Origin of the sequence: Yersinia enterocolitica subsp. enterocolitica (genome assembly GCF_901472495.1) — a bacterium.
Taxonomy (GTDB): domain Bacteria; phylum Pseudomonadota; class Gammaproteobacteria; order Enterobacterales; family Enterobacteriaceae; genus Yersinia; species Yersinia enterocolitica.
In genome coordinates this window covers 3,366,473-3,389,140 of the sequence record NZ_LR590469.1, presented here as the reverse complement: position 1 = coordinate 3,389,140, position 22,668 = coordinate 3,366,473, and the positions used below count along the sequence as shown (strand labels likewise).

Here is a 22,668-nt window from a genome sequence, read left to right as displayed (position 1 = left end):
GTTTCAGTATCATGCCCAGTCATTTCGTCACCTGTGGAGTAGCAGAATTATGGCACGCGTAACTGTTCAAGACGCTGTAGAGAAAATTGGTAACCGTTTTGACCTGGTGTTGGTCGCTGCTCGTCGGGCACGTCAAATCCAGTCCGGCGGTAAAGACGCACTGGTTCCAGAAGAAAACGATAAAGTTACTGTGATTGCGTTGCGTGAAATCGAAGAAGGCCTGATTACTAATCAGATTCTCGATGTGCGTGAACGCCAAGAACAGCAAGAGCAGGAAGCCGCAGAGATCCAAGCGGTAACCGCTATTGCTGAAGGTCGTCGTTAATTAGACAGCGAGTCTGCCTTGTACCTGTTTGAAAGCCTGAATCTGCTGATTCAACGTTACCTGCCAGAGGAGCAGATTAAGCGCCTCAAACAGGCATATCTTGTCGCGCGTGATGCTCACGAGGGTCAGACACGCTCCAGTGGTGAGCCTTATATCACTCACCCGGTTGCTGTGGCCTGTATTCTCGCGGAGATGCGGCTCGATTACGAAACCTTAATGGCGGCGCTGTTACATGACGTCATTGAAGATACTCCTGCCACATATCAAGATATGGAGCAGTTGTTTGGGAAAAGCGTAGCCGAGCTGGTCGAGGGTGTCTCTAAACTTGATAAACTGAACTTCCGTGACAAGAAAGAAGCCCAGGCGGAAAACTTCCGCAAAATGATCATGGCGATGGTGCAGGATATCCGCGTCATTTTGATCAAGCTGGCTGACCGCACCCATAATATGCGAACTCTGGGCTCCTTACGCCCGGATAAGCGTCGTCGTATTGCCCGCGAAACCCTTGAAATATATAGCCCGTTGGCCCACCGGCTGGGTATTCATCATTTAAAAACCGAGCTGGAAGAGCTGGGTTTTGAAGCGCTCTACCCCAATCGCTACCGCGTGATTAAAGAAGTGGTGAAAGCTGCTCGTGGTAACCGCAAAGAGATGATTCAAAAAATTCTGGCGGAGATTGAAGGGCGTCTGACGGAGGCGGGGATACCTTGCCGTGTCAGTGGTCGAGAAAAGCATCTCTATTCCATCTATTGCAAGATGAATCTGAAAGAGCAGCGCTTTCACTCCATCATGGATATCTATGCTTTTCGGGTTATCGTCAAAGAAGTTGATACTTGCTACCGCGTGTTAGGTCAGGCTCATAGCCTGTACAAACCACGGCCCGGTAGAGTGAAAGACTATATCGCTATCCCTAAGGCTAACGGCTATCAATCGTTACATACCTCATTAATCGGCCCTCATGGGGTTCCGGTTGAGGTACAGATCCGTACTGAAGATATGGATCAAATGGCCGAAATGGGGGTTGCTGCACACTGGGCTTATAAAGAGCAAGGTGAGTCTGGCACCACCGCACAGATCCGCGCTCAGCGCTGGATGCAAAGTTTGCTGGAGTTACAGCAAAGCGCGGGCAGCTCATTTGAATTTATTGAAAGTGTAAAATCTGATTTGTTCCCCGATGAGATTTACGTTTTCACTCCGGAAGGGCGCATTGTTGAACTCCCTGCCGGTGCAACGCCTGTTGATTTTGCTTATGCCGTGCATACCGATATTGGTCATGCCTGTGTCGGCGCGCGTGTTGACCGCCAGCCCTATCCACTTTCTCAGCCACTGAGCAGTGGTCAGACTGTTGAGATAATTACCGCTCCAGGTGCAAGACCTAATGCCGCTTGGCTGAATTTTGTTGTCAGCTCTAAAGCACGCGCCAAAATTCGTCAATTGCTGAAAAACCTGAAACGTGATGAGTCGGTAAGTCTTGGCCGCCGATTACTGAATCATGCTTTAGGGAATGGTCGAAAACTGTCTGATATTCCTGAAGAAAATATCAAACATGAGCTAGATCGCATGAAGCTGGCGACGCTGGATGATTTGCTGGCGGAAATTGGCTTGGGTAATGCAATGAGTGTGGTGGTGGCTAAAAACCTGCTGGGTGACCCATCCACACTGGCAACTTCTGGCACACGTAATCTGGCAATTAAAGGTGCCGATGGTGTCCTTATTACTTTTGCCAAGTGCTGCCGTCCGATTCCTGGTGACCCCATTATCGCCCATATCAGTCCGGGTAAAGGCTTGGTTATCCATCATGAATCCTGCCGTAATATCCGTGGCTACCAGAAAGAGCCTGAGAAGTTTATGGCGGTTGAATGGGACCAAGAGACTGAGCAAGAGTTTATTGCTGAAATAAAAGTCGATATGTTCAACCAGCAAGGTGCCCTGGCAAATCTGACCGCAGCGATTAATGCGGCGGAATCTAATATTCAAAGCCTGAATACTGAAGAGAAAGATGGCCGGGTATACAGCGCCTTTATTCGCCTGACTACTCGTGACCGAGTCCATCTGGCTAACATTATGCGTAAAATTCGTATCATGCCAGATGTGGTCAAAGTCAGCCGTAACCGTAATTAACGCCTATGAATCCTCAACGCTATGCGCGGATTTGTGAAATGCTTGCGACCAGGCAGCCGGACTTAACGGTTTGCCTGGAAGAAGTACATAAACCTCATAATGTATCCGCGATTATTCGCACTGCTGATGCCGTCGGTATTCATCAGATTCATGCGATTTGGCCTACCCCTGCAATGTACACTCGGCTCTCTTCGGCTGCCGGTAGCAACAGTTGGGTTCAGGTAAAAACACACTCTCATATTACCGATGCCATTACTCATCTGAAGTCGCAGGGCATGCAAATACTCGCGACTCATCTGTCTGATAAAGCAGTAGATTTCCGTGAAATTGATTATACCCGCCCAACCTGTATTTTAATGGGGCAGGAAAAAACCGGTATATCTAAAGAAGCCTTGGCCATGGCAGATAAAGACATCATTATTCCGATGATCGGGATGGTGCAATCACTGAATGTATCAGTCGCTTCAGCGCTAATTTTATATGAAGCGCAGCGCCAACGACAGAATGCCGGTATGTATCAGCGAACTCAGAGTGTTTTGTCAGAAGATGAGCAACAGCGGCTATTATTTGAAGGTGGCTACCCAGTGCTGGCACAAGTGGCTAAACGTAAAGGGCTTCCTCAGCCTTATATTGATGAGCAGGGTCAGGTTATTGCCGATGCGCAATGGTGGTCTGCCATGCAATCCACGGAGTCTTAGATGAAAGGTCGCCTACTGGATGCCGTACCCCTGAGTACACTTTCCGGTGTTGGTGCCAGTCAGGCTGGAAAGCTGGCGAAGATGGGGCTGGAAACCATTCAAGATCTGTTGCTTCACCTTCCGTTACGTTATGAGGATCGCACCAGGTTATACCGAATTGGCGATCTGTTGCCCGGACTGTCGGTCACTGTTGAAGGTGAAGTTCTCCGTTCAGATATCAGTTTTGGCCGCCGCCGTATGATGACCTGCCAAATCAGCGATGGTAGCGGTGTGCTTACCCTGCGCTTTTTCAACTTCAATGCCGCGATGAAAAATAGCTTATCTCCAGGCAAGCATGTGATTGCCTATGGTGAAGCTAAACGGGGTAATACCGGCCCAGAAATCATTCATCCAGAATATCGGGTGCATGGCGAAAATATTGGTGTTGAATTGCAGGAGTCATTGACCCCCGTTTACCCCACCACGGAAGGTATTCGTCAGGCAACATTGCGTAAACTGATTGATCAAGCACTGGCGATGCTGGACTCCAGTGTTATTGCCGAATTGCTACCGATTGAATTAAGCCGCTCACTGATCAGCTTGCCAGAAGCTATTCATATTTTGCATCGTCCACCAGCAGATATTCAACTAGCTGATTTAGAGCAGGGCAAACATCCCGCACAGCGGCGCCTAATAATGGAAGAATTGCTAGCCCATAACCTCAGTATGCTGGCAGTCAGAGCGGGAGCGCAGAGCTATCGGGCGCTACCACTGTTACCCGAAGAACAACTTAAACGACGTTTTCTTGCGGCATTGCCCTTCACGCCAACCCATGCCCAGCAGCGGGTCGTGGCGGAAATCGAACAAGATATGACGCATAGCTACCCCATGATGCGGCTGATTCAAGGGGATGTGGGTTCTGGCAAAACACTGGTTGCCGCACTGGCTGCACTGCGCGCTATTGCGCACGGTAAGCAGGTTGCATTGATGGCGCCGACTGAATTACTGGCTGAACAGCATGCGAATACTTTCCGCCAGTGGCTGGAGCCTTTAGGCTTGGAAGTTGGCTGGTTGGCTGGGAAACAAAAAGGCAAGGCGCGCCTGGCACAACAAGAAGCGGTCGCTAGTGGCCAAGTCTCTATGGTCGTGGGGACTCACGCCATGTTTCAGGAACAAGTACAATTCTCTGGATTAGCTCTCGTTATTATTGATGAGCAGCATCGTTTTGGTGTTCATCAGCGGCTCGCATTATGGGAAAAGGGCGAGGAGCAAGGCTTCCATCCGCACCAGTTGATTATGACCGCAACACCCATTCCCCGAACATTGGCCATGACTGCCTATGCTGATCTTGATACCTCAGTAATCGATGAACTGCCACCGGGTAGAACTCCGGTCACGACAGTGGCAATTCCGGATACCCGCCGCAGTGATGTTATTCAACGGGTCAAAAATGCCTGTTTAGAAGAGGGGCGGCAAGCTTATTGGGTTTGTACCTTAATTGAAGAATCTGAACTGTTAGAAGCTCAGGCTGCTGAAGTCACCTGCGAAGAGCTGAAAATCGCCTTGCCGGAGATTAAAGTCGGTTTGGTTCATGGACGGATGAAAGGGCCAGAAAAACAGGCTGTTATGTTAGCCTTTAAGCAAGGTGAATTGCAGTTACTGGTTGCCACCACAGTCATTGAAGTTGGGGTTGATGTTCCAAATGCCAGTTTGATGATTATCGATAACCCAGAGCGATTAGGATTAGCGCAATTACATCAGTTACGTGGCCGTGTTGGCCGTGGTGCTGTCGCTTCACACTGTGTTCTGCTGTATAAAACGCCGCTGAGTAAAACGGCTCAGATGCGTTTGCAAGTGTTGCGCGACAGTAATGACGGTTTTGTTATTGCTCAGCGGGATTTGGAAATACGTGGCCCCGGCGAGCTCTTAGGCACACGTCAGACCGGCAGTGCCGAGTTTAAAGTGGCTGATTTACTGCGTGACCAAGCAATGATCCCAGAAGTGCAACGGGTAGCTCGCCACCTACATCAACAATATCCCGAACATGCGCAGGCATTGATAGAACGCTGGCTACCAGAGCGCACGCGTTATACAAATGCTTGATGAATAAGGGGCGGATAAAACCGCCCCTTAAAACTATTATCTTACAACAGAATGATCTTACAACAGAATTATCCCACAACTGCTGGGAAGATTGGCAGCAACAGATATAGCTTAATCACGATCACATTGACGATATCAATAAAGAACGCACCAACCATTGGCACCACCAGGAAGGCTAAATGCGATGGGCCGAAACGGTCAGTGATGGCCTGCATATTGGCAATAGCCGTCGGTGTCGCGCCTAAACCAAAACCACAATGCCCCGCAGCTAACACTGCCGCATCATAGTTTTTGCCCATCAACCGGTAAGTAACGAAGATAGCGTACAGTGCCATCGCCAATGCCTGTACCGACAGAATCACCAACATCGGCAATGCCAATGACGCCAGCTCCCACAACTTTAGACTCATCAAAGCCATTGCCAGGAATAGAGACAAACTGACATTACCCAGCACCGAGACTGCGCGATCAAACACTTTATAGAAGCCGATTGCCGACAGCGTGTTACTGAGAATAACCCCAACGAATAACACACAAACAAAAGTCGGTAATTCAAACATCGTGCCCTGCAACCCGGCAGAGATCACTTGGCCAACCATGAGGCAAATCGCGATCATGGCGATAGTTTCGGTCAATACCAATGAGGTGATCATACGGCCAGCAGAGGGCTTTTCAAAAGCAGAAGGGATTTCGCTATCCTCTGGGGTGCCATCCGGTGTGGAAGAGTGTTTTACCAAATAGCGAGCTACCGGGCCGCCAATCAACCCACCCAGTACCAGACCAAATGTTGCGCAGGCCATAGCCACTTCGGTTGCATTTTCAAAGCCATAGCGCTCAACAAACACTTTACTCCACGCCGCCCCCGTGCCGTGCCCACCTGATAATGTAATTGAACCGGCTAATAAACCCATTAGCGGGTCTAACCCCATCAGTTTCGCGAGAGCAATACCAATCGCGTTCTGCATCAGTAGCAGGCCGACGACCACAAAGACAAACACACTCAAGGCCTTGCCGCCAGCACGTAAACTGGCCAGGTTGGCATTCAAGCCGATTGTTGCAAAGAATGCCAGCATCAAAGGATCTTTCAACGACATATCAAAACTGATTTCCCAACCGAGGGTCTTTTGCATCAGCAGCATCATAAAAGCCACCAGCAGACCACCTGCAACCGGTTCAGGAATGGTATATTTTTTTAGAAAAGGGACAGTTTGTACAAGTTTTCGGCCTAACAATAAAACCAAACAGGCCGCGACTAGCGTGCCATAGGTATCGAGATGAAACATCTTGGTACTCCATGCGATTGAAATATCGAATAAAAATATGACGTTAGACAGTTCCTTAATAAACGCCAAAGCAGTAAGAGGGTGGATTAGAAAAAAAAATGCCACTAATTACAAGTTTAGTAATAGAAAAACATGAACAAGCATGGGCATAAATATTTAAAAAAATGCAGCGCAACCGATTGCTTTTGTGAAGCGGATCATTAAAATGCCCTCTTTGCCGATCCGGGAATGCCACTCCATGTCTACGCAATCCGCCGAACTTAATACACCACAGCAGGCAACCACTCGCCCTAGCGAATTAATTTATCGTTTAGAAGACCGCCCCCCACTCGCTCAAACTCTGTTTGCTGCATGCCAACATTTATTGGCTATGTTTGTTGCAGTGATAACTCCTGGCTTACTGATTTGTCAGGCGCTAGGGCTACCAGCGGAAGATACTCAACGAATTATCAGCATGTCACTGTTTGCCTCTGGTCTGGCATCACTGCTACAAATTAAAACCTGGGGGCCGGTTGGTTCTGGCCTGTTATCCATTCAGGGCACCAGTTTTAACTTTGTTTCTCCACTGATTATGGGCGGTTTGGCACTGAAAAATGGCGGAGCGGATATCCCGACCATGATGGCAGCCCTGTTCGGTACCTTGATGGTCGCATCTTGTACTGAAATTATATTATCCCGTTTCCTGCATCTGGCGCGGCGCATTATCACTCCACTGGTATCCGGTATTGTGGTGATGATTATCGGCCTGTCATTGATTCAGGTTGGGCTGACATCTATTGGTGGCGGTTATGGTGCGATGAGCGACCATACATTTGGTTCACCTAAAAACCTCATGTTGGCGGGCGCAGTACTCGTGGTCATTATCTTATTAAACCGCCAGCGCAACCCGTATCTGCGTGTCGCCTCACTGGTTATCGCCATGGCTGTGGGCTATCTGTTAGCGTGGACGCTGGGTATGCTGCCCGAAAGCCGCCCTGTCGTTGACACCGCACTGATCACCATCCCGACGCCGCTATACTATGGCTTATCTTTTGACTGGAACCTGCTGGTGCCATTAATGCTTATCTTCATGGTGACCTCACTTGAGACTATCGGGGATATCACGGCGACCTCGGATGTATCAGAGCAACCCGTTCATGGCCCGCTGTATATGAAGCGCTTAAAAGGTGGTGTTTTGGCGAATGGTTTGAACTCCATGCTATCAGCCGTGTTCAATACCTTCCCTAACTCCTGCTTCGGCCAAAATAATGGGGTTATCCAATTAACCGGTGTTGCCAGCCGCTATGTCGGTTTTGTTGTCGCACTGATGCTGATTGTACTGGGCTTGTTCCCAGCCGTCGCTGGGTTCGTACAACATATCCCAGAGCCGGTGCTGGGGGGTGCCACTCTCGTGATGTTCGGAACAATTGCCGCTTCCGGTGTGCGTATCGTGTCACGCGAAACCCTTAATCGTCGCGCGATTATGATTATGGCATTGTCACTAGCGGTTGGGATGGGCGTGGCGCAGCAACCACTGATTCTGCAATTTGCACCAGATTGGATCAAAACCCTGCTTTCTTCCGGGATTGCTGCCGGTGGTATTACTGCCATCGTACTTAACCTCATCTTCCCACAAGAAAAATAATCTTTGCGTTAACACGTCGTTGAAATGGCCGGCCGTAAATGACACCGGCCATTTTTTTATGCTTCGATAACTGATTGTCTATTGAGCTAATGGACAATTTGCGGCATAAACAGAGTTCCGTATACAGACAGGCGTGGAAATACCGAATGAAATTTCTCGGGAAAGTGCTGCTAACGTTATTACTGCTACTAGTGCTGTCGATAGTGCTGTGCTATGTGCTGCTTCAGACCAGCTGGGCTGCCGGTTGGCTAAGCCGCTGGGTGAGTGATAACAGCGAATATCGCCTCTCTCTGGGGAAAATAGATCACTCATGGTCCCAACCTGGGCAAGTCAGCTTTACTGATGTCACGCTAGGCCGGGCCAAGCAACCCGCGTTTCTTATTGCCCAGCAGGCCGTATTGGGTCTGAGTTGGCGGCAACTGACTGAGCCTCGTCATTTTCGCAGCCTTAATTTGCAAAATGGAAGCTTAACACTCAATAACAGCACCTCACCGCTACCGTTGCAGGCTGATACTTTGAGGCTGACCAATATGGCGCTGAATACCACTATTGAACCGCAAAATAAGGCAGGTCAGTGGAAAGTGACAGGTCAGCAAGTCACTGGTGGATTGATCCCTTGGCAGCCACTGCCCGGTAATAGCCTGGGTGAAAATGCTCAATTTCAGTTTAGTGCCGGCTCTTTGACTATTAATGGCATCACAGCCGAAAAACTTTATCTACAAGGCTCTATACAGAAAAACGCCCTGACTTTGAGTAATTTTGGGGCTGATATTGCGCAAGGGGAACTGACTGGAAATGCCAGTCAATCGGCTGACGGAAGTTGGCTGGTCGACCGCCTGCGCTTGAGTAATATCCGTCTACAAACTCCCGCGACATTAGAAGATGTCTGGAATACATTTTTACAGCTCCCTCCTATCACGCTAAAACGATTTGATTTAATTGATGCCCGTGTTGAAGGGAAAAACTGGGCATTTAATGATTTAGATCTCACGCTGAAAAATATCACGTTTAAGCAAGGCGACTGGCAAAGTGACGAAGGCGAATTATCCCTTAATGCTGGAGACATTATTAAAGGTAATATTCATCTGATTGACCCAATCGCGACATTTACATTGTCACCGGCTGGGGTGGCAATCAATCAGTTCTCCACTCGTTGGCAGGATGGTCTGTTAAGAGCTCAAGGTAACTGGCTGCGTGATAACCACCGCCTACAACTCGATGAGCTAACACTGGTGGCACTGGTTTATACCCTACCCACAGACTGGAAGCAGCAATGGCAACAAACGCTGCCAAATTGGTTGTCTGAGGTCTATGTCAGTAAGTTGAATGCTAACCGTAACTTATTGATTGATATCAGCCCGGACTTCCCGTTCCAAATTACGTCGCTGGATGCTGCGGGGACTAATTTGCTGCTGGCTAAAAATCACCAATGGGGAGTGTGGTCCGGCTCATTGATGCTAAATGCTGGGAATGCGACTTTTAATAAAAATGATGTCCGTCGCCCATCATTGGCTCTGAGCGCCAATGAACAGCAGATTACGGTGAGTGATTTGAGTACGTTCACCAAAGAGGGGTTACTGGAAGCCACCGCTACTATTGATCAAACACCAGGCAGAGCGTTATCCCTTGCGCTGACTGGCCGATCTGTCGATCTTAATATCTTACAAAACTGGGGCTGGCCAGCTTTACCGTTACAAGGGCTTGGTAATCTGAAATTACGGATATCAGGTAACCTAACAGCAGATAAGCCATTGAAACCCACCATTAATGGCTCTCTACAAGCCACTGACAGCCACGGGCAGCAAGTTAATCAAACGATGCAAAACGGCGAGGTGCATGGCGTAGCGGGGCAGTAAGCGAACATAAACAGTGCTGCCAAGCTTTGTCAGCAATGACTCTGAACACAAACCGCCGATCACGTGAAATATAACGTAATCGGCGTAAAGAGACTTCTACATAAGGGGGAAAGATTTCGAGTATTCGAAGAAGCTCTGAGGAACATAATTATTAATTTTATTTTCATAGCAATAATCCACTATCTGTCGCTTACTGGAGACGCCGGCTTTTCTGTAGACACTCTGAATAATATTACTGACTGTCCTGGGTGATAAGTGAAGCTTTTTGGCAATATCTTTACTTGAATATGAGTGTAAAATATAAAACAAGACTTCCCACTCTCTTTTTGTAAATAATTTTGATGGTGGGGTGAAAATGAGTGACGTTGGTACTTTTATCTTATTTAAATGCGTTAACATTATTTCATTCACTGGTTTACCATGAAAAATAACACCTTGAGAGACACCATTATTATCTATTAATGGATATTTCTCACTGAAATAGGGTTGGAAATAATTACGTCCACTCCACGCATGTATTTCAATATTGGTAATACGATCCTGTAACAACTCTACTTTGCGGTCATGCTCTTGCCAAGCATCTTGAAACTCCGAGGTTGGTGAAGGAACTTCTCCATCAAATCTCCCTTCAAGGCTGTATTTATCAGGTAAGGCAAGTAATTTATGATAACTGGGATTTGCATAAATAAATCTTGACTGATTATCTCTTGCCCCCCAAGGTTCTGAACTGCGCTCCCAAAACCTTATTAGTATTTCCAGTTGGTTCTTTAGAGTTTCGTCCATGATATCCTCCTGTCGATTTTGAATTATCCTTACATTAATGGAAAAGAACCTGAGTATTCGAAGAAGCTCTGAGGAACATAATTATTAATTTTATTTTCATAGCAATAATCCACTATCTGCCGCTTGTTAGAGACGCCGGCTTTTCTGTAGACACTCTGAGTAATATTGCTGACTGTCCTGGGTGATAAGTGAAGTTTTTCGGCAAGATCTTTACTTGAATATGAGTGTAAAATATAAAATAGAACTTCCCACTCTCTTTTTGTAAATAATTTTGATGGTGGGGTGAAAATGAGTGACGTTGGTACTTTTATCTTATTTAAATGAGTTAACATTATATCTTGCACTGGCCTGGCATGACAAATAACACCCTGAGATACGCCATTTTCATCTATTAATGGATATTTATCGCTAAAATAAGGAGTGAAATATGAGAACCCATCATATAGCTGTATATCAACGGATGTCACTCGATCCTGAGATAATTCCACCTGACGATCCTGCTGCTGAAACTCATCCTGAAAATCCGCAGATGGTGTTGGGATTTCACCATCCAACCGCCCTTCAAGGGTATATTTATTAGGTAAATTAAATAATTTATAAACTCTCCTGTTTGCATAAATAAATTTTGATTGATTATCTTTTATCGCCCAAGGCTCTGAACTACGTTCCCAAAACCTTATCAATATTTCTAGTTGGTTCTTTAGGGGTTTATCCATGACATTCTCCTATTACATTAAATTATCCTTATATTAACGGGAAAGATCCTGAGTACTCAAAGAAGCTCTGTGGAACATAATTATTAATTTTATTTTCATAGCAATAATCCACTATCTGTCGCTTGTTTGAAACACCGACTTTTCTGTAGACACTCTGAATAATATTGCTGACTGTCCTGGATGATAAGTGAAGTTTTTTGGCAATATCTTTACTTGAATATGAGTGTAAAATATAAAACAAAACTTCCCACTCTCTTTTTGTGAATAATTTTGATGGCGGAGTGAATGTCAATGACGTAGGTGCTTTTATTTTATTTAAACGAGTTAACATTAAATTATGAACTGGCCTGGCATGACAAATAACTCCCTGAGATATACCGTTTTCATCTATTAGTGGGTATTTATCACAGAAAAAAGGTGTTAAATAGGATTTCCCATCAACTATATGTATTTCAGCCGAAGTAATACGGTCTTGTAATAATTCTACCTGCCTGTCCTGTCGCTGAAATTCCGCTTGAAATTCAGATATTGGTGAAGGAAGCTCGCCATCTAATCGCCCTTCCATATTATACTTAGCCGGTAAGGATAATAATTTATGAGATCTAGGGTTTGCATAAATATACCTTGATTGACTATCCTTTATTTGCCAAGGTTCTGAACTGTGCTCCCAAAACCTTATTAGTATTTCCAGTTGGTTCTTTAGGGGTTTATCCATGACATTCTCCTATTACATTAAATTATCCTTATATTAACGGGAAAGATCCTGAGTACTCAAAGAAGCTTTGCGGAACATAGTTATTAATTTTATTTTCATAGCAATAATCGACTATCTGCCGCTTGTTAGAGACGCCTGCTTTTCTGTAGACACACTGAGTAATATTGCTGACTGTCCTGGGTGATAAGTGAAGTTTTTTGGCAATATCTTTACTTGAATATGAGTGTGAAATATAAAACAAGACTTCCCACTCTCTTTTTGTGAATAATTTTGATGGCGGAGTGAATGTCAATGACGTAGGTGCTTTTATTTTAGTTAAGCGAGACAGAATGATATCCTCCACCGGTCTTACATGGAAAATAATGCCCTGAGACACCCCACTTTCATCTATTAACGGATATTTATCACAGAAATTCGGCTTTAAATATGAAAGTCCATCCCACTCATGTATTTCAACTGAAGTTATCCGCTCCTGCGATAACTCTACCTTACGGTCATGAGCCTGAAACTCCATTTGAAACGCGGCTGTTGGTGAAGGTAATTCACTATCTAATCGCCCTTCCAAATTGTATTTATCTGATAACCCCAATAATTTATGATGTCGATCATTTGAATAAATAAATCTTGATTGATTATCTCTTGCCCCCCAAGGCTCTGAACTACGCTCCCAAAACCTTATCAATATTTCCAATTGGTTCTTTAGGGGTTTATCCATGACATTCTCCTGTTACATTTAATTTATCCTTATACCAACGGAAAAGAACCTGAGTATTCAAAAAAGCTCTGCGGAACATAATTATTAATTTTATTTTCATAGCAATAATCCACCAACTGTTGTCTGCCGGAAATACCTATCTTCTTATATATTTTCTGTATGATGTTATCGACCGTTATTGATGACAGATGAAGTTTTGTCGCAATTTCCATGCTTGAGAATGAGTGTAAAATATAAAATAACACCTCCCACTCTCTTTTTGAAAACAAGTCAGATGGCGGGGTCAAAATAAGTGATATTGGTACTTTTATCTTATTTAGATGTGTTAATACTACATCTTCTACTGGTCTACTATGAGAAATGATACCTTGAGATACTCCATGCTCATCTATAAGTGGATATTTATCAAAAAAATAAGGTTGGTAATATGAATGCCCATTCCACGCATGTATTTCAACCGAAGTTACACGGTCTTGTAGTAGTTTAACTTTACAGTCATGCTCCTGAAATTCAAGTTCGAATTCTGATATAGGAGTAGGAAGCTCACCATCTGTTCGTCCTTCCATACTAAATTTATCAGGTAAAGTAAATAACTTATGTAACCTATTATTTGCATAAACATATCTTGATTGGTTGTCTTTTACTCCCCAAGGTTCGGAACTGCATTCCCAGAATTTTATTAGCATTTTAAGTGAATTGAATAGTGACGCTTCCATTATACCTCCTATTTAATTTTTCCTTATTCTTCTAATAATGCTACATCCTCGATAATCAATAAACCTACTTGGCCATATTTCTTGTGGTGTAATACCGATCGCTTCGGCGATAATCATTTCACCTTTTGGCCATGGCCGAGTTAATGCATTAGCCAGTGTTCCTGAGGATAGACCACTGTCTCTTGATAATGCTGAAAGTGAGCCTTTCCTTTTACGTATAGCAGCTAATATTTCTTGTCTATGCCAATCTTTATTCATTTAAATTCTCCTTAATTTATAAGGTTACAAATATCATTCAATTGTATAATCTGAAAATTAAATACCAATATTAATATGAGACAATACATTACTTGTTAACATTCTAAATGTTAACAGTGGTGGTGAGTGATTAAATAACTATTCCCTCATGTAGTCTAGTGTATTATTTACTCGATCTACTACAGAATATATTGGGAAAGAATTTAAGAAATAAACCTGAAATCTTAGGGAATATAGAATACATATATCATCGTCTTTATATTAACTAAAGAAAGGAATATATGACTCACCAAACTACCCGCTCATTAGTTATTAATGAACGGGCATAATAAAAATTAGTTAACCCCATCACCCTCAGCATCGACGGGTAAAACCATATAGGTTCCTGAAAATACAGCACCAGCCTCTTCATTACCGAATAAATTTACATCCAGTTGTACTCTGGCACGACGACCACGAGCCAATCTATCCAAATCGCCACTGAGCGAACTTAACTCTGCAACTGCTCTTGGCCGCCCAGTAACAGGTGCACTATAGCGAATATGGGCATCAGCAAGAATAATAGTGCCGCCTAAATGGCGTTCGCGCAGTAATAGCCAAATCAAGCCCCAGCCCGTCAGGGTCGCCAATGAGAAAAGACTGCCAGCAAATAAGGTGTGATGAGGATTCTGATTACCGGCTTCCGGCATGGTCGTGACAAAACGCTGGCCAGTATATTGGCTGATGCGCACCCCCATTTTTTCGCTAAGGGGGATATGGTCATACCAGGCTTGCTGCAACTGACCGCACCAATCCGGACGATGCAAAATATCATCCATGGTCACGACCGGCTTAATCATTAAGAAATGACGAACAGGCGTAGTTTGCGGCGCGGTTATTTCCCCCTGACTGACAAAACCCAGCTTAGAAAAGAAATCAACCGCATCTTCACGGGCGCTACACACTACCCTCTTTACCCCTTCCTGACGCGCGACTGACTCTAATGTCATTGCAACTAACGTCCCTAACCCCTTTGATCTCACTGATGGGTCTACCGCCAGAAAGCGAATCGCGGCCTCGTTATCGGCATTAATATATAAGCGGCCAATAGCGACAGGTTTACCCTGCTCATCCACCACCATTTGGTGATGGGCCATTGCATCATAAGCATCTTTTTCAGAACCTATCGGTTGATGTAGCGGCTTGCGTAACATTTCCCAACGAAATTGATAATAATCTTTAAGTTCTTGTTCTGTTGTGGGTACACGCAAGTGATACATAGGAGCATTCTCTCGTTAAAATTATCAATAAAATCTATACCTTAAATAATTCGAGTTGCGAGACGGCGGCAGTTGAGTAACAAATCAGTCGGGAACCGATTTGAACAGCACTTATGCTAGCCCGCAGGGTGAGCCTCAGGGACGAAGCTCATTAATCCCGATAAGCTTATTCAGGGGGTGAATGAGAGCAGCCAACGCAGATGCAGCTTGAAGTATGGCGGGTATATAACCCTCAATCTTGGGTGAAATCCCGTATCTAAATTTGTAACCAGAACGTCACTGGGCCGTCGTTTACCAGGCTAACTTTCATATCCGCTGCAAATAATCCCGTTTCCGTTTTTACACCATGCTCACGACACTGGGCAACAAAATACTGATAAAGCCTGTCAGCTTCTGCTGGGGATGCTCCACGAGAAAAACTAGGTCTCATGCCCTTTTGGGTATCGGCAACCAGTGTAAATTGTGAAACCACCAGCACACTACCCCCAGCCTGCTTAACATTCAGGTTCATTTTGTCGTTCTCATCACCAAAAATCCGGTAACCCAGCACCTTTTCACATAAGCGCTGTGCTTTTTGCTCGGTATCCTGCTGTTCAACACCGAGTAATATCAGTAACCCAGGCCCTATCTCGCCCACCACTTCCCCATCAACCACCACATTGGCGCTAAGCGCCCGTTGAATCAACGCAATCATAATGCCTTAAATCTCCTGACTTTGACTCGGGCTCTTCTCTGTAATGGCCTGATGGCGTTGTGCGCGATACTCACCCAAGGTGACCGTAATCTCTGCTCCCAACAACACAATGCACCAACTCCAATAAACCCAAAGAAATAAAATGGGGATAACGGCCAGTACCCCGTAAATCAGCTGATAAGATGGAAACAGTGTGATGTACATCGTGAATCCTTTCTTACCAAGCTCGAAAAATAATGCAGCAACCAGTGCGCCGATAAGCGCATCCCGAGCGGGCACCCTCACGGTTGGCACCACACTGTACAATAACCAAAATGAAACCCAGGAAATCAGCAATGGAAATAGCCGCAATGTTTCATCGATCATGCTGTCTACCCGGGCATTTGCCAGCCATTGCAATGACAGTAGATACGAGCTGATCACCATACTGGCCCCGACGAGAATTGGCCCTAATGTCAGTACCATCCAATAAACGGCAAATGAAAACACCAGTGACCGGTGAACCTTGCTGCGCCAGATAATGTTGAGCACACTGTCGACGGAATAAATTAGCAACAGCGCTGTCACAATCAAACCGCAGGTGCCCACCACGGTCATACGGTTTGAGTTGGCAACAAATTGCTCAAGATAGTTTTGGATGATATCGCCAGTTGCAGGCATAAAATTGGTAAATATGAAGGCTTTTAATTTTATACTGATGTCAGCAAACATCGGAAAAGCAGCGAACAGAGCAAAAATCACCGTGACCAATGGCACGAGAGAAAGTAATGACACATACGCCAGATGCCCAGCCAGCATGGTTAAACCGTCTTTATCTATTCGGGTGTAAAGCATTCGCCCGAACGTAATGTAGGGTTTTAAAGATGCAGATAAGCGAAAACGCAGAAAACTCGCCATGTTTATCTCTCAATCAATACCGATGCTTAGGCTAGGTTATGGGCTAGCGTGATGTTTAAGGCTAACCCATTAACGCCTGGAGCAAGAACTTATCAGGAAAAATAAGCTGGAATAACCTTTCGGTCGGTGACGTGGATACCAGTAATGCCCTCGATTCTGGCAGCAACAATATTCGCCTCAACATCATCAAAGAACACAGCTTGTTCTGCCGGAATGTTCTCTGCACTCAGCACATGCTGATAGATTCTGGCTTCAGGTTTGCGCATTCCCAAATCTTGCGACAGATACATATGATCGGCAGCAGCAGCAACTTCGGGATAATGCTGTGGCCAATAATTGCAATGTAGGCGGTTAGTATTAGATAGCACCACCACTCGGTGCCCTTCGGCCCGCAACTTTTGCATGATCGAGATGACTTCAGGGCGTAAAGCCACAAATACCGCCTGCCAACCTTCGGCAAACTGTTCGAAACTCAACGATAGCCCCATTTCGTCACTCAGCTGACGGGCAAAATCCTCATCGCTGATTTCACCGCGCTCATGCTGCTGGAAGACCTCGCCCATCGTAAAGCGCTCACTCAGTGTCGCCAACGGAACACTGCTTAATTTACTCCAGACACCCAATACGCGTTTGAAGTCGATATCAACAATCACATTCCCTAGATCAAAGATATACAGCATGGCGCTCTCCCAATTAGATGGTGAGTTTTACTGTAACGGGAAAAAAGAAAACTGAACAGAGTGAGGGAGAAAAAGGAGGGGTCAGTCAGGAAAAATAATATTTTTATAACAATGGCAAAAAAATAGAAAAACCTTGGAGTTGCAACAAGGCAGCAAGTGAACTTATCCCGATGAGCGCACGACGGTAAGTGATTCGGGTTAGTGAGCGAAGCTAACACAGTTGCAGCTTCAAGGGTGCGGAGGATAGAACTCAGGGCGCTTTTCGCGCCCTAAGTATCAGCAGAACCAAGAAGAATTAATCTTCTTTAGGACCACGACCTGCACGCTTACGATCGTTTTCCGTCAAGTGACGCTTACGGATACGGATCGATTGCGGGGTCACTTCAACCAATTCATCGTCATCGATGAATTCCAGAGCCTGTTCCAGAGTTTTCTTCAGGAAAGGAACCAGAGTGGTTGCTTCGTCAGTACCCGATGCACGCATGTTGGTCAGTTGCTTACCGGTCAGGCAGTTTACCGTCAGGTCATTAGAACGTGAGTGAATACCGATGATTTGGCCTTCATACACTTCTGTACCATGACCGATGAACAGCTTGCCGCGGTCTTGCAGTTTGAACAATGCGAACGCAACAGCTTTACCCTGACCATTAGAGATCAGTACACCGTTTTGACGCTGGCCGATCTCGCCTGGACGCACATCATCATAGTGACTGAATGTGGAGTACAGCAGGCCTGTACCAGAAGTCATGGTCATGAACTCAGTACGGAAACCGATCAGACCACGAGCAGGGATCAAGTAGTCGAGACGCACACGGCCTTTACCGTCTGGATCCATGTTTTTCAGGTCAGCTTTACGCTCACCCATGGCTTGCATGACTGAACCCTGGTGCTGTTCTTCGATGTCCAAGGTCACGTTTTCAAATGGCTCTTGCTTGCGGCCATCAATTTCACGGACGATAACTTTAGGACGGGAAACCGCCAGCTCGAAACCTTCACGACGCATGTTTTCGATCAGAACAGACAGGTGCAGTTCGCCACGGCCAGATACGCGGAATGCATCAGCATCTTCGGTTTCTTCAACACGCAGTGCCACGTTATGAATCAGCTCTTTGTTCAGGCGCTCAAGGATCTGACGTGAAGTCACGTACTTGCCTTCTTTACCACAGAACGGAGAGGTGTTAACGCAGAAATACATGCTTACGGTTGGCTCATCAACTGACAGTGCTGGCAAAGCTTCAACAGCATTAACATCACAAATGGTATCAGAGATGTTCAACTCGCCCAGACCGGTGATAGCAACGATATCGCCAGCTTCAGCCTCGGTAGCTTCGATACGTTCCAGACCCATGTGAGTCAGAACTTTACCGACTTTACCGTTACGGGTTTTGCCTTCGCTATCAACGATAGTAACTTGCTGGTTAGGCTTAACTTTACCGCGTTTGATACGACCGATGCCGATAACACCAACATAGTTGTTGTAATCCAGCTGAGAAATCTGCATCTGGAACGGTGCATCAGGCTCAACTTGTGGCGGAGACACATGGTCAACAATAGCTTGATACAGCGGTGTCATGTCTGCCGCCATATCATTGTGGTCATTACCCGCGATACCCATCAATGCAGATGCATAAATGATAGGGAAGTCCAGTTGCTCGTCGGTGGCATCCAGGTTGACAAACAGGTCGAACACCTGATCCACAACCCAGTCAGGACGCGCGCCAGGACGGTCAACTTTATTGATTACCACGATTGGTTTCAGACCGTTAGCGAAAGCTTTTTTGGTCACGAAACGGGTCTGCGGCATCGGGCCATCCATTGCGTCGACAACCAGCAGCACAGAGTCAACCATAGACATTACACGCTCAACTTCACCGCCGAAATCGGCGTGTCCTGGGGTATCCACGATGTTGATGCGGTAGTCTTTCCACTTAATGGCAGTGTTTTTAGCGAGGATGGTTATCCCACGCTCTTTCTCCAAATCGTTGGAGTCCATTACACGTTCAGTTGCTTCAGCACGTTCACCGAACGTACCAGATTGTTGTAGCAACTTATCAACCAGGGTGGTTTTCCCATGGTCAACGTGCGCAATAATGGCGATGTTACGCAGATTCTCGATCACAGCTTTTTTGCCTCAGGCATTTAGAAATAGCGCGCTATTGTACACGTATTAGGCGAGGGACTAAACAAGATCACAAAATTCTCTTATAAACAACCTAACGGCGGTGTGTTTGTGATCCCTTTCACGGTGCAAAAATAGCCTCTCGGCCTCTTATTGCACCAATACAGTGCCCAATAGCGCAAATGAAGCACCAAAATAGTGCAATATAACTATCCTGGTGCATACTGACTATCAGCAGACCCCTATGATATGGCATAAATGGGGGGTTTGGAAAGTTGGCATAGATTTCGCAATAGATTTTATGACGCAGTTTAGCATGAATAACTGAACACTATATATACCCAAAGAAATTGGTGTTGCAGGTAGGCAGCAAATGAATGAATCCCAATGAGCTTACTTAGGTAAGTGATTTGGGTGAGTGAACGCAGCTAACAACCCTGCAACTTCAAGTTCGAAGGGGATAAAACGGTAATCGTTCCACGACGACTATGACAAATCCAGGAGATATAAGTATGTCCGCTGAACATGTTTTGACGATGCTGAATGAGCACGAAGTGAAATTTGTTGATTTGCGCTTCACCGATACTAAAGGGAAAGAACAGCACATCACTATTCCTGCTCATCAGGTCAACGCTGACTTCTTCGAAGAAGGCAAAATGTTTGATGGCTCCTCGATTGGTGGCTGGAAAGGCATTAACGAATCCGACATGGTACTGATGCCAGACGCCAGCACCGCTGTTATGGATCCGTTCTTCGAAGACTCCACACTGATTATCCGTTGTGACATCCTTGAGCCAGGTACCTTGCAAGGTTATGACCGCGATCCGCGCTCTATCTCTAAACGCGCAGAAGAATTCCTAAAATCTTCTGGCATCGCTGATACCGTATTGTTTGGGCCAGAGCCAGAATTCTTCCTGTTCGACGACGTTCGTTTTGGTAGCTCCATCCGCGGTTCCCACGTTGCTATCGATGATATCGAAGGCGCATGGAACTCCAGCACCAAATACGAAGGCGGCAACAAAGGCCATCGCCCAGCAGTCAAAGGGGGTTACTTCCCGGTTCCTCCGGTCGATTCTTCACAGGACCTGCGTTCTACCATGTGTTTGACCATGGAAGAAATGGGCCTGGTAGTTGAAGCGCACCACCATGAAGTTGCAACAGCGGGTCAGAACGAAGTGGCAACTCGCTTCAATACCATGACCAAAAAAGCTGACGAAATTCAGATTTACAAATATGTGGTGCACAACGTGGCACACGCATTCGGTAAAACTGCGACTTTCATGCCAAAACCTATGTTCGGTGATAACGGTTCAGGTATGCACTGCCATATGTCTTTGTCCAAGAACGGTACTAACTTGTTCGCTGGTGACAAATACGCTGGCCTGTCTGAAATGGCGCTGTTCTATATCGGCGGTATCATCAAGCACGCAAAAGCCATTAACGCCTTAGCTAACCCAACGACTAACTCCTATAAGCGTTTGGTTCCAGGCTACGAAGCACCGGTAATGTTGGCATATTCTGCCCGTAACCGTTCAGCTTCTATCCGTATCCCTGTGGTTGCCAGCCCGAAAGCACGTCGTATTGAAGCACGCTTCCCAGACCCAGCAGCTAACCCATACCTGTGCTTCGCAGCTCTGCTGATGGCTGGCCTTGATGGCATCATCAATAAGATTCACCCTGGTGATGCGATGGACAAAAACCTGTATGACTTGCCACCGGAAGAAGAAGCTGAAATTCCAAAAGTTGCAGGTTCACTGGACGAAGCAATGGCTGCACTGAACGAAGACCGCGAGTTCCTGACCCGTGGTGGCGTATTCACTGACGACGCTATCGATGCTTATATCGAACTGCGTAAAGAAGAGATGGACCGCGTTCGTATGACTCCGCACCCAGTTGAGTTCGAATTGTATTACAGCGTTTAAGTTTTAGTTTTTTTGTTGCCGTGGAAACTTTTAGCCCATTTCATAATGGGCTTTTTTCTCCACTTTTCGTTTTCGTCATCATTCCTCTGGCTCAGTTGCGACTGAACCGCTAGGATTAATGCACCAAAAATGTGCAGGAGTCTGCGTAATGGCAACAGGCACGCTGCCCGATGCTGGGCAGATCCTCAATTCTCTCATTAATAGCATTCTGCTATTAGATGATTCTCTGGCTATTCATTATGCCAATCCCGCGGCCCAGCAACTTCTGGCGCAAAGCTCTCGTAAACTTTTTGGTACACCACTCCCCGAATTATTAGGCTATTTTTCTCTGAATATGGAGCTAATGAGGGAAAGTCTGGCGTCTGGACAAAGTTTTACCGATAACGAAGTCACACTGGTCGTTGATGGCCGGGCGCATATTTTATCGCTCACCGCACAATCATTGGCGGAAGGTTTCATATTGCTGGAAATGGCACCGATGGATAACCAACGTCGGCTAAGCCAAGAACAACTACAGCATGCTCAACAAATCGCCGCTCGAGATTTGGTGCGTGGGTTGGCTCATGAGATTAAGAACCCATTGGGCGGCTTACGGGGTGCAGCACAATTACTGTCAAAAGCACTGCCCGATCCGGCATTGCTGGAATATACCAAAGTCATCATTGAACAAGCTGACCGCTTACGTAATTTGGTTGACCGCCTATTAGGCCCACAGCGGCCTGGTCAACATGTAACACAAAGCATCCATCAGGTTGCTGAACGGGTTTGCCAACTCGTATCACTGGAAAAACCGGATAACGTGACGTTAATCCGTGATTATGACCCCAGTTTGCCTGAGCTGGCGCACGACCCCGACCAAATTGAACAAGTGCTGCTCAATATCACCCGCAATGCATTACAAGCTTTAGGTGAAGCTGGCGGCACGATAACACTTCGTACCCGTACCGCATTTCAGATAACGCTGCATGGTGTGCGCTACCGCTTGGCCGCGCGAATTGATATTGAAGATGATGGGCCAGGTGTACCAACGCAATTACAAGATACCCTGTTCTATCCGATGGTCAGTGGCCGTGAGGGAGGGACAGGCCTTGGCTTGTCGATTGCCCGCAGTCTTATCGATCAGCATTCGGGTAAAATTGAATTTAACAGTTGGCCGGGACATACCGAATTCTCGGTTTACCTGCCTATTCGCCAGTGAGGTTTCT

General features: G+C 46.0%; 20 protein-coding genes. 8 read left to right on the top strand and 12 right to left on the bottom strand.

The genetic code is table 11. The features are described from left to right. Positions 1-49 precede the first annotated feature (49 nt). From rpoZ to recG, 4 genes are read left to right on the top strand one after another with little or no spacing between them, the layout of a single operon-like run. The gene (rpoZ, locus tag FGL26_RS16095) at positions 50-325 is read left to right on the top strand and encodes a DNA-directed RNA polymerase subunit omega (RefSeq protein WP_004392061.1); all 276 of its coding nucleotides are present in this window, start codon (positions 50-52) and stop codon (positions 323-325) included. Between the two features lie 18 nt (positions 326-343). Beyond that, complete coding sequence (gene spoT, locus FGL26_RS16090; protein WP_005176016.1) at positions 344-2,446, top strand: bifunctional GTP diphosphokinase/guanosine-3',5'-bis pyrophosphate 3'-pyrophosphohydrolase; 2,103 nt, start codon at positions 344-346, stop codon at positions 2,444-2,446. 5 nt (positions 2,447-2,451) lie between these two features. Next, complete coding sequence (trmH, locus tag FGL26_RS16085) at positions 2,452-3,144, top strand: tRNA (guanosine(18)-2'-O)-methyltransferase TrmH (RefSeq protein WP_005165889.1); 693 nt, start codon at positions 2,452-2,454, stop codon at positions 3,142-3,144. Next, positions 3,145-5,226, top strand: coding sequence for an ATP-dependent DNA helicase RecG (recG, locus tag FGL26_RS16080; protein WP_005176019.1), 2,082 nt, complete (start codon positions 3,145-3,147; stop codon positions 5,224-5,226). A 68-nt stretch (positions 5,227-5,294) separates the two neighbouring features. On the opposite strand, the gene gltS is transcribed toward recG, so the two are convergent. Continuing rightward, positions 5,295-6,509 (bottom strand): sodium/glutamate symporter, encoded by a 1,215-nt coding sequence (gltS, locus tag FGL26_RS16075; protein WP_005176022.1) that lies wholly within the window; start codon positions 6,507-6,509, stop codon positions 5,295-5,297. A gap of 238 nt (positions 6,510-6,747) precedes the next feature. Here gltS and FGL26_RS16070 point away from each other — a divergent pair, with 238 nt between their 5' ends. After that, positions 6,748-8,133: a uracil-xanthine permease family protein gene (locus tag FGL26_RS16070; RefSeq protein WP_005176025.1), complete on the top strand. Its 1,386-nt coding sequence runs from the start codon at positions 6,748-6,750 to the stop codon at positions 8,131-8,133. A 146-nt stretch (positions 8,134-8,279) separates the two neighbouring features. Further along, positions 8,280-9,989, top strand: a complete 1,710-nt coding sequence (locus FGL26_RS16065; protein WP_005176029.1) for an AsmA family protein — start codon at positions 8,280-8,282, stop codon at positions 9,987-9,989. 96 nt (positions 9,990-10,085) lie between these two features. Here FGL26_RS16065 and FGL26_RS16060 read toward each other — a convergent pair whose 3' ends face one another. From FGL26_RS16060 to typA, 11 genes are all read right to left on the bottom strand, one after another. Then, positions 10,086-10,772, bottom strand: coding sequence for a helix-turn-helix transcriptional regulator (locus FGL26_RS16060; protein ID WP_032908821.1), 687 nt, complete (start codon positions 10,770-10,772; stop codon positions 10,086-10,088). 29 nt (positions 10,773-10,801) lie between these two features. Continuing rightward, positions 10,802-11,488 (bottom strand): helix-turn-helix transcriptional regulator, encoded by a 687-nt coding sequence (locus FGL26_RS16055; protein WP_005175778.1) that lies wholly within the window; start codon positions 11,486-11,488, stop codon positions 10,802-10,804. Between the two features lie 28 nt (positions 11,489-11,516). Continuing rightward, complete coding sequence (locus FGL26_RS16050) at positions 11,517-12,203, bottom strand: helix-turn-helix transcriptional regulator (RefSeq protein ID WP_032912839.1); 687 nt, start codon at positions 12,201-12,203, stop codon at positions 11,517-11,519. Positions 12,204-12,231: 28 nt separating this feature from the next. Next, the gene (locus FGL26_RS16045; protein ID WP_032908824.1) at positions 12,232-12,918 is read right to left on the bottom strand and encodes a helix-turn-helix transcriptional regulator; all 687 of its coding nucleotides are present in this window, start codon (positions 12,916-12,918) and stop codon (positions 12,232-12,234) included. 29 nt (positions 12,919-12,947) lie between these two features. Continuing rightward, a complete protein-coding gene (locus tag FGL26_RS16040; protein ID WP_005175738.1) occupies positions 12,948-13,634 on the bottom strand; it encodes a helix-turn-helix transcriptional regulator in 687 nt (228 codons plus the stop codon). A gap of 12 nt (positions 13,635-13,646) precedes the next feature. Further along, positions 13,647-13,892, bottom strand: coding sequence for a helix-turn-helix domain-containing protein (locus FGL26_RS16035; RefSeq protein ID WP_005165037.1), 246 nt, complete (start codon positions 13,890-13,892; stop codon positions 13,647-13,649). A gap of 335 nt (positions 13,893-14,227) precedes the next feature. Beyond that, positions 14,228-15,151, bottom strand: coding sequence for a fatty acid biosynthesis protein FabY (gene fabY, locus FGL26_RS16030; protein WP_005165039.1), 924 nt, complete (start codon positions 15,149-15,151; stop codon positions 14,228-14,230). Positions 15,152-15,407: 256 nt separating this feature from the next. Then, a complete protein-coding gene (gene dtd, locus FGL26_RS16025) occupies positions 15,408-15,845 on the bottom strand; it encodes a D-aminoacyl-tRNA deacylase (RefSeq protein ID WP_005175741.1) in 438 nt (145 codons plus the stop codon). A gap of 6 nt (positions 15,846-15,851) precedes the next feature. Continuing rightward, a complete protein-coding gene (locus FGL26_RS16020; RefSeq protein WP_005175742.1) occupies positions 15,852-16,742 on the bottom strand; it encodes a virulence factor BrkB family protein in 891 nt (296 codons plus the stop codon). Between the two features lie 92 nt (positions 16,743-16,834). Further along, positions 16,835-17,422, bottom strand: coding sequence for a glucose-1-phosphatase (gene yihX, locus FGL26_RS16015; RefSeq protein ID WP_005175743.1), 588 nt, complete (start codon positions 17,420-17,422; stop codon positions 16,835-16,837). 295 nt (positions 17,423-17,717) lie between these two features. Further along, positions 17,718-19,541, bottom strand: coding sequence for a ribosome-dependent GTPase TypA (gene typA / locus FGL26_RS16010; protein ID WP_005175744.1), 1,824 nt, complete (start codon positions 19,539-19,541; stop codon positions 17,718-17,720). 512 nt (positions 19,542-20,053) lie between these two features. Here typA and glnA point away from each other — a divergent pair. Both glnA and glnL read left to right on the top strand, forming a co-directional pair. Further along, a complete protein-coding gene (glnA, locus tag FGL26_RS16005) occupies positions 20,054-21,463 on the top strand; it encodes a glutamate--ammonia ligase (RefSeq protein WP_004392048.1) in 1,410 nt (469 codons plus the stop codon). Between the two features lie 148 nt (positions 21,464-21,611). Continuing rightward, complete coding sequence (gene glnL / locus FGL26_RS16000) at positions 21,612-22,661, top strand: nitrogen regulation protein NR(II) (protein ID WP_005175750.1); 1,050 nt, start codon at positions 21,612-21,614, stop codon at positions 22,659-22,661. Positions 22,662-22,668 lie beyond the last annotated feature (7 nt).

Excerpts from the sequence above, each read along its gene's own strand:
- glnA (WP_004392048.1), top strand. The coding sequence starts at position 20,054 with ATGTCCGCTGAACATGTTTTGACGATGCTGAATGAGCACGAAGTGAAA.
- FGL26_RS16040 (WP_005175738.1), bottom strand. The coding sequence starts at position 13,634 with ATGGAAGCGTCACTATTCAATTCACTTAAAATGCTAATAAAATTCTGG.
- FGL26_RS16065 (WP_005176029.1), top strand. The coding sequence starts at position 8,280 with ATGAAATTTCTCGGGAAAGTGCTGCTAACGTTATTACTGCTACTAGTG.
- rpoZ (WP_004392061.1), top strand. The coding sequence starts at position 50 with ATGGCACGCGTAACTGTTCAAGACGCTGTAGAGAAAATTGGTAACCGT.
- FGL26_RS16035 (WP_005165037.1), bottom strand. The coding sequence starts at position 13,892 with ATGAATAAAGATTGGCATAGACAAGAAATATTAGCTGCTATACGTAAA.
- FGL26_RS16055 (WP_005175778.1), bottom strand. The coding sequence starts at position 11,488 with ATGGATAAACCCCTAAAGAACCAACTAGAAATATTGATAAGGTTTTGG.
- glnL (WP_005175750.1), top strand. The coding sequence starts at position 21,612 with ATGGCAACAGGCACGCTGCCCGATGCTGGGCAGATCCTCAATTCTCTC.
- yihX (WP_005175743.1), bottom strand. The coding sequence starts at position 17,422 with ATGCTGTATATCTTTGATCTAGGGAATGTGATTGTTGATATCGACTTC.
- FGL26_RS16045 (WP_032908824.1), bottom strand. The coding sequence starts at position 12,918 with ATGGATAAACCCCTAAAGAACCAATTGGAAATATTGATAAGGTTTTGG.
- FGL26_RS16070 (WP_005176025.1), top strand. The coding sequence starts at position 6,748 with ATGTCTACGCAATCCGCCGAACTTAATACACCACAGCAGGCAACCACT.
- FGL26_RS16050 (WP_032912839.1), bottom strand. The coding sequence starts at position 12,203 with ATGGATAAACCCCTAAAGAACCAACTGGAAATACTAATAAGGTTTTGG.
- gltS (WP_005176022.1), bottom strand. The coding sequence starts at position 6,509 with ATGTTTCATCTCGATACCTATGGCACGCTAGTCGCGGCCTGTTTGGTT.
- dtd (WP_005175741.1), bottom strand. The coding sequence starts at position 15,845 with ATGATTGCGTTGATTCAACGGGCGCTTAGCGCCAATGTGGTGGTTGAT.
- trmH (WP_005165889.1), top strand. The coding sequence starts at position 2,452 with ATGAATCCTCAACGCTATGCGCGGATTTGTGAAATGCTTGCGACCAGG.
- fabY (WP_005165039.1), bottom strand. The coding sequence starts at position 15,151 with ATGTATCACTTGCGTGTACCCACAACAGAACAAGAACTTAAAGATTAT.
- recG (WP_005176019.1), top strand. The coding sequence starts at position 3,145 with ATGAAAGGTCGCCTACTGGATGCCGTACCCCTGAGTACACTTTCCGGT.
- FGL26_RS16060 (WP_032908821.1), bottom strand. The coding sequence starts at position 10,772 with ATGGACGAAACTCTAAAGAACCAACTGGAAATACTAATAAGGTTTTGG.
- FGL26_RS16020 (WP_005175742.1), bottom strand. The coding sequence starts at position 16,742 with ATGGCGAGTTTTCTGCGTTTTCGCTTATCTGCATCTTTAAAACCCTAC.